We start from the raw sequence: 5,804 nt of genomic DNA on the forward strand, positions 1-5,804 counted from the left end.
TCTCTGTTTTTTCGTGTTTTGTAATTTGGCCTGAAAGGACTGTTCCGCTTAAGCGACCCCCGGCAAGCCAGGAGCTTTTAGCAATGTACAAACGAACGGTATCGTAAAAAATAGTGCGTAAAATAATACAGCCATGATGATTCGAAAACAAATCGCTCTGACGGTAGCAAGGCTTCCGTCGTGAGGTTTGCGATGCTGCCGCCCCAAGGAGCCGCTGTCTGAGCCTCGAAGAGGCGAGTTTAGGCGAAGGGCGGCTAACAGGCGAGCGAACCGAACAGGAAACGCAGCGTGTCAGGAGATTGCCCTTCGGACAAGAAGCATCCCTCGCTCTAAAGAGCTCGGTCAATTTTTATTGAGGATATTCTTGTAAAGAAAAAACCGCCAAAGTCAACGACTCTAGCGGTTCACCGTGCGTTAGAAGATTCGAACTCCCGACCTTTTGGTCCGTAGCCAAACGCTCTATCCAGCTGAGCTAAACGCACATTTTGTTTTGTTGCCTTGCTGTGTACCTCAGCAACAATGAGAATTATATAGTATGTTTATGGAAATGTCAACACTTTTTTTGAAAAAAATAAAAAAATTTTTGAGCCTGTTTTTATGGCTTTTTGCTTTGGGCAATGATAGAATAAATGAGGTAGTATTTCAGAAAGAAAAATCAGGAATGGAGGGCATAGCTTTGGATAAAACCGCAGAGTGTAAACTGGTTCTTGATACAGCGGTACTGGCAGGAAAGATCATGCTGCAAAGCGGAGCAGAGATCCATCGCGTAGAAGATACCATTCACAGGATATTAAAAGTGTCAGGCATGAAAACAGCAGAAGCGTTTGTGATGCCGACCGGTCTGATCGTCACGCTCGACGATCCGCGTATGGATTCCATGACCGTTGTCAAACGGATCAAGACAAGAGGAACAAACTTGAGCAGGATTGCAGAAGTGAATGACATTTCAAGAAGATTCTGTTCCGGGAATATCAGTCTGGAAGAAGCGTTTCACAGTCTGAAGCATATGAAACAGTACACCTATACAGCTTTGCAAAAATACATCGCACAGATCATGGTAGCGTTTTTCTTTGCGGTTCTGCTTGGCGGAACCAGATGGGATGCAGTCGGGGCAGGTGCGGCAGGTATTGGCATGGTTCTGATACTGTACCTTGGAAGAAAGATCGGGTTGAATGATTTTTTTCAGCTTTTGCTTGCTTCAGCGGTAATCGCAGTTGTGGCATATCTGGCAGCAGAGAATCCATATCAGACGATACAGATGGATATTGTGATCATAGCGGCGATCATGCCGATCGTTCCGGGAGCTGCCATAACAACGGCTGTGCGGGATACGATGCAGGGTGATTATGTGGCAGGAGGAGCAAAAGCACTGGAAGCATTTGTCAGTGCGGCGGCGATCGCGGCAGGCGTTTCATTTGGAATGATCCTGACGGGGGTGATGTGATGATTATACAGGTGATAGCGGCATTTGCGGCCATTTTTACATTCGCAATGGCACTTGAAATACCGAAAAAATATCTTATAAACTGCGGCTTTATCGGTGCGGCCGGATGGTTTGTCTATCTGGTTGTACTGCAAAGATTCGGGATGATGACAGCTAATCTGCTCGGTGCGGCAGCTATTACACTGCTTGCCCATTTTTTTGCAAGAATCAAAAAAGCACCGGTGACGATTTTTCTGATCCCGGGGTTTCTGACACTGGTTCCGGGGGCAGGATTATATCGCAGCGTGCATTACTTTTTTATAGGAAATCGAAGCATGGGAGCTGCCTACCTGGTGCAGACACTTCAGATTGCGGGTGTGATCGCACTTGGCGTATTTATGGTCGATTCCCTTGTGGAGATCATTGGAAAAAGAAAACAAAAAGAAGAAAAAAACAATCAGAGTCAGGTAAAAAAATAGCAGGTGCAGCATGGGACTGCACCTGTATCATAGAAAAGCGGTAATGGTTTATTCCATTTCGTCTTCGTCGTAAGCGTCGTTATGGCAGTTTTTGTCATAGCTGCTCTTACCGGCATAGTTTTTTGAAGTGGTTTTATCGTAGGTGTTTTTCGAATCGTAAGCATTTTTTGAAGTAGTCCGATCGGTTTCGTTTGTGGAATTGTAAGTGTTCTGTGTGCGGTTTTTCGAATTTGCATTTTTACTCATGTCAATTTCCTCCTTGTGACTGTAAATTCATTCCGAAGGCACGAGAGACTTTGTGTGCGTTTCTGGTCAGTACGTCTGAGATTGATCTGAGAGAACTGCACTGCATCTTATGTGGTGCCTTCTGACATCTTATAGTTTCTTCAAAAAGTGAAAAAATATAATGGAAATCATTGCCAAAATCTGCCGATGTTTTCATAATAGACAAAAAACAGAAAAATACTTATTGCAATTTTTACCAATATATATTATAATTCAACTGTAAAAAGAATTTACCCTTCAAAAATTTTTTTTACGAACCCCTTATTAATTATTTATACTCCCCTCGAAACATCCGGTAGCTCCCCTACCGGATGTTTCATTTTAAGGAAAATCAAGGGTTTAGAAGGATTTTCTTTATAAACAAAAGGGAAGGATAAAGTGGTAAATAAGGGCATTGACACAACTTTTGACACAACTTTCAATTCAGCTTAAAACGGACATTTGCAAATACTTCCAAGTTTATATGACGTCTTGCAGTTTCATCATTTCTTTTTCGTTAAAATCCGGTAATACATGTGAATAGGTATCTAAAGTCATTTCAATCGTGCTATGTCCTAAGATGTCTTGTACAACTTTTGGTGGAATACCTTTTTCAAGACATCTGGTAGCAAACATATGCCTGATTAAATGAGGTGTAATAGGTGGCATATTGATACCATCATCAATCATTGCTTGCTGTATTTTTTTGATTTCTATATTGACTTTAGATACATGAAGAGGACGACCGTTACTTGTGGTAAATACTAAATCTTCAAGACCTTCACATGGTTCCCAGTAATCCCCAGCCATAATTTTTCGTCTGCTTTGTAATGTGCGTTCGTTCGATAGTAACTCAGCTATATCAGGAAGCATATAAATGCTTCGTTCACTGGATTCGCTTTTTGGAGTATCCAGCCGATAACCTTTACCTTTACCGCCATATTTTAAAGTGGTTCGAACATGGATCAAATGATTCTTAAAATCTACATTCTTCCATTGAAGTCCTCTGATTTCTCCGATACGCATTCCAGTTCCGGCAGCTAATTTGATAAGTGGCTCACAGACGTTACCTTTCGTATACGCTAAAAATATTTTTTGTTGTTCCAGAGAAAGTACTTGTTTTTTCTTTGGTTTTTTGATTTTGGGAAGATAAGTTCTGTCCAATGGATTTATTAAAATCACTTTTTTTCTTAATGCATAGGTAAACATACCGTTTAAAACGGCACGTACGCTTTTTAAGGTGGATTTTGAATAGCATTCTGCTGCCAGATTATAATATATATCCTGTATATGGTCAGACGTTATTTTCTTTAATTTTTTCTGACCAAGCGGCTGTTTGATATGTAAACGGTAGGTTTCGCGATAATCTAAAACAGTGCCATACTTTACTTCATTTTCTTTGTACTTGATCCATATGTCATGCCATTCATCAACAGAATAAGGTTTTTGTTTGATATCTAAGCCGAGTGATAATTCATACTTGGCTTTGTTCATTTTTTCGATTAAATTGTCCAAGTTTTTGTCATAAAAAGTGTAAGATTGTTTATTGTGTTGAAAACGTCCCATAAATCGCTGCCTGTTTCTTAAGTAACAAATGCCTTTCGGTAAATTTCTGTAGTTTTCCATAGTATCACATCTCCTGTTGTGTCTGAGCTAAATTTTCAAAGTAAGTATCCATTGCTTTTCTTAAATACAATTTCCGTCTGCCGACTTTTATATATGCTCCGGCGGCAGCAGCAATTTTGTTTAGGGAATTTTCTCCTAGATTATAACGAGCCTTTGCCTGTTCTTTATCCAGTGTAAGAGGCTCAAATGTAACGACTTTCGTATTTTTTCTTGCTCTCATAATAAAAACCTCCTTTCATTTTTGATTTTTAGATAATTGTTATGTGCGGATAATAAGTTATAAAAACTTATACAAGTAGATAAAAATAGTAAAACCGATAATCTGATATATGGGATCTTTTACCATGAGATGATATATAAGTTGGATGTTGAAAAATTCGCTTGAAGAGATTCGAGAAAAAAGAATGGTGTAATCAAGTTGAATATTATAAAAAAATAAAAGAAAAGAATAAAAAGAAAAAATAAAAAGAAAAAAATATAGTATTTCTCATAGAAAGAAAAATAGATAACAAGAGTAGCAAAATGTACTACACGTATCTTACTGGTATAGCAAAAATACAGTAATATCAATATAATCCAAAATATATAAAAAACAAAAATCAAATATCAAATATCAATTAGGAGGAAATAAGAACATGAAAAATGAAAAAATATCACTTAGATGCTCAAATGAAGAAAAAGAAAAAATCAGAAAAGAAGCTGAAGAACGTAACTTATCAATTAGTGATTATATGATTAAAAAAGTATGCTATGAAACAAAACAGGAAACAGATAATACACAGAAAATAATATATGAATACAGATTTTATAGTCTGTTCAATGAGCTGAAAGCGAAAAAAATATCGAGAAAAAAATATATTAAAAGAATGAAAAAGGAGTTGGAAGATCATGGCAGTGTTTAAAATTATAAAAGGTGAATATAAGAATAAAGATGCGATTAAAAACGTGATTACATATATTTGGGGAAAAGAAGAAGAAAACAAAACACCCAATAACATTTTTGGTGCATTGGGTGTGGACTATGAAAATATAAATTTGACTATTTCACAATTTGAAAAAATACAAAGAGTGTATCGCAAAGACAGTGGAAAAAGGATCTTGCATATTGTTGTAGGATTTTCAAAAAAAGAAGTATTTTCATTGCAGCAGTATCTTAGTATAGGATATGATATTGCAAAACTTTTCGGAGGAGAACATCAGGTGTTTTTCGGCTTACATGAAAATCGCAAAAACAAGATGCATATACATTTTGCTGTGAATCCGGTAAATGTTTATACAGGTGAAAAAATCCATTGGCAAAAACAAGATATTGTTCAACTAAACGAGAATGTAAGACAAATTGTCTTAAAATATCGGGCAAAAAATATAAAGAACAGAAAAATTTATTGGTGGCATCTTTTGGAAAGCCGTGAAATATAGAGAATAAAGTAATATCCACGTTTCCTGTTGAATGTTCGGTATTTTCCGAGAGATCCGCTTTCGCTGCGTACATTTAAGATGGAAGTTTCTTTTAAAGCGTTTATAATTTTCTTCTCAGGATAAGCAACAAGCTTGTGTTGTCTGCAATACTTGGAATAAGAAGCATACCAAAATTTGGATTCTAAATAATAACATTGTTCGTGAGTATCACGCTTTTCAAAATCTATTTTGGCAATGTCAGAATCAGCAGAAGCTTCCTGTTGTAGCCAAGCATATAAAGAGCGGAGAAGCTCTTTGACTGTAAAAGATTCAGAAACATCAGACTCTGTAATCGTTTCTGTATTTAACAGGTGCTTTTTGGCAAAATGAAATAAATCCAGTGCAGCATCAGCTAAAGTATCGTTTTGGTGCAAAAAAATACAAAAACCAGTGACTGCAAGCCAGAGAAAGCGGTTATAATGTTGGGTAAGACTTCCTTTTTGGTGGAAGAGAACGTTGCTATCTAACATTTTGTCTACTACAATATATTTATGGTTAATATCCCTTACAGCCAGTAAGGAATTATCCATCTTGTTGCTTAAGCTGTATAATGA

8 protein-coding genes and 1 tRNA gene are annotated in these 5,804 nt (G+C 37.2%); 4 read left to right on the forward strand and 5 right to left on the reverse strand.

The genetic code is table 11. The annotated features are described in order from the left end of the window. Window positions 1–408: 408 nt before the first annotated feature. Window positions 409–482: transfer RNA gene (locus tag GPK60_RS01660), tRNA-Arg, on the reverse strand. Between the two features lie 194 nt (window positions 483–676). Here GPK60_RS01660 and GPK60_RS01665 point away from each other — a divergent pair. Both GPK60_RS01665 and GPK60_RS01670 read left to right on the forward strand, forming a co-directional pair. Then, on the forward strand, window positions 677–1,444 hold the full coding sequence (locus tag GPK60_RS01665; RefSeq protein WP_250843710.1) for a threonine/serine exporter family protein: 768 nt from the start codon (window positions 677–679) through the stop codon (window positions 1,442–1,444). After that, window positions 1,444–1,902 carry a threonine/serine exporter family protein gene (locus tag GPK60_RS01670; RefSeq protein WP_147631181.1) on the forward strand — a complete coding sequence of 153 codons (459 nt, stop codon included), beginning with the start codon at window positions 1,444–1,446 and terminating at the stop codon, window positions 1,900–1,902. Before GPK60_RS01665 ends, GPK60_RS01670 begins: the two co-directional genes overlap by 1 nt. Window positions 1,903–1,950: 48 nt before the next feature. Here the strand turns inward: GPK60_RS01670 and GPK60_RS01675 are convergent, their stop codons facing one another. The 3 genes from GPK60_RS01675 to GPK60_RS01685 all read right to left on the reverse strand — a co-directional run bounded on the left by GPK60_RS01675 (window position 1,951) and on the right by GPK60_RS01685 (window position 4,012). After that, window positions 1,951–2,148, reverse strand: coding sequence for a hypothetical protein (locus tag GPK60_RS01675; RefSeq protein ID WP_022118384.1), 198 nt, complete (start codon window positions 2,146–2,148; stop codon window positions 1,951–1,953). Between the two features lie 498 nt (window positions 2,149–2,646). Further along, a complete protein-coding gene (locus GPK60_RS01680) occupies window positions 2,647–3,792 on the reverse strand; it encodes a site-specific integrase (RefSeq protein ID WP_215658736.1) in 1,146 nt (381 codons plus the stop codon). 4 nt (window positions 3,793–3,796) lie between these two features. After that, window positions 3,797–4,012 carry a DUF6462 family protein gene (locus tag GPK60_RS01685; protein WP_173866707.1) on the reverse strand — a complete coding sequence of 72 codons (216 nt, stop codon included), beginning with the start codon at window positions 4,010–4,012 and terminating at the stop codon, window positions 3,797–3,799. Window positions 4,013–4,427: 415 nt separating this feature from the next. On the opposite strand from GPK60_RS01685, the gene GPK60_RS01690 reads away from it, so the two are divergent. Both GPK60_RS01690 and GPK60_RS01695 read left to right on the forward strand, forming a co-directional pair. Next, complete coding sequence (locus GPK60_RS01690; RefSeq protein ID WP_215658737.1) at window positions 4,428–4,694, forward strand: hypothetical protein; 267 nt, start codon at window positions 4,428–4,430, stop codon at window positions 4,692–4,694. Further along, window positions 4,681–5,211: a relaxase/mobilization nuclease domain-containing protein gene (locus GPK60_RS01695; protein ID WP_173866705.1), complete on the forward strand. Its 531-nt coding sequence runs from the start codon at window positions 4,681–4,683 to the stop codon at window positions 5,209–5,211. The genes GPK60_RS01690 and GPK60_RS01695 overlap by 14 nt, the downstream gene beginning before the upstream one ends. Here GPK60_RS01695 and GPK60_RS01700 read toward each other — a convergent pair. After that, window positions 5,175–5,804, reverse strand: a 630-nt coding sequence (locus tag GPK60_RS01700; RefSeq protein WP_215658738.1) for a hypothetical protein, incomplete at its 5' end; no start/stop codon positions are given. The genes GPK60_RS01695 and GPK60_RS01700 overlap by 37 nt on opposite strands.

The sequence above is a fragment of the Ruminococcus sp. MCC718 genome, from assembly GCF_018783905.1.
Classification (GTDB): Bacteria; Bacillota; Clostridia; order Lachnospirales; family Lachnospiraceae; genus Hominisplanchenecus; species Hominisplanchenecus faecis.

Excerpts from the sequence above, each read along its gene's own strand:
- GPK60_RS01670 (WP_147631181.1), top strand. The coding sequence starts at position 1,444 with ATGATTATACAGGTGATAGCGGCATTTGCGGCCATTTTTACATTCGCA.
- GPK60_RS01675 (WP_022118384.1), bottom strand. The coding sequence starts at position 2,148 with ATGAGTAAAAATGCAAATTCGAAAAACCGCACACAGAACACTTACAAT.
- GPK60_RS01680 (WP_215658736.1), bottom strand. The coding sequence starts at position 3,792 with ATGGAAAACTACAGAAATTTACCGAAAGGCATTTGTTACTTAAGAAAC.
- GPK60_RS01685 (WP_173866707.1), bottom strand. The coding sequence starts at position 4,012 with ATGAGAGCAAGAAAAAATACGAAAGTCGTTACATTTGAGCCTCTTACA.
- GPK60_RS01690 (WP_215658737.1), top strand. The coding sequence starts at position 4,428 with ATGAAAAATGAAAAAATATCACTTAGATGCTCAAATGAAGAAAAAGAA.
- GPK60_RS01695 (WP_173866705.1), top strand. The coding sequence starts at position 4,681 with ATGGCAGTGTTTAAAATTATAAAAGGTGAATATAAGAATAAAGATGCG.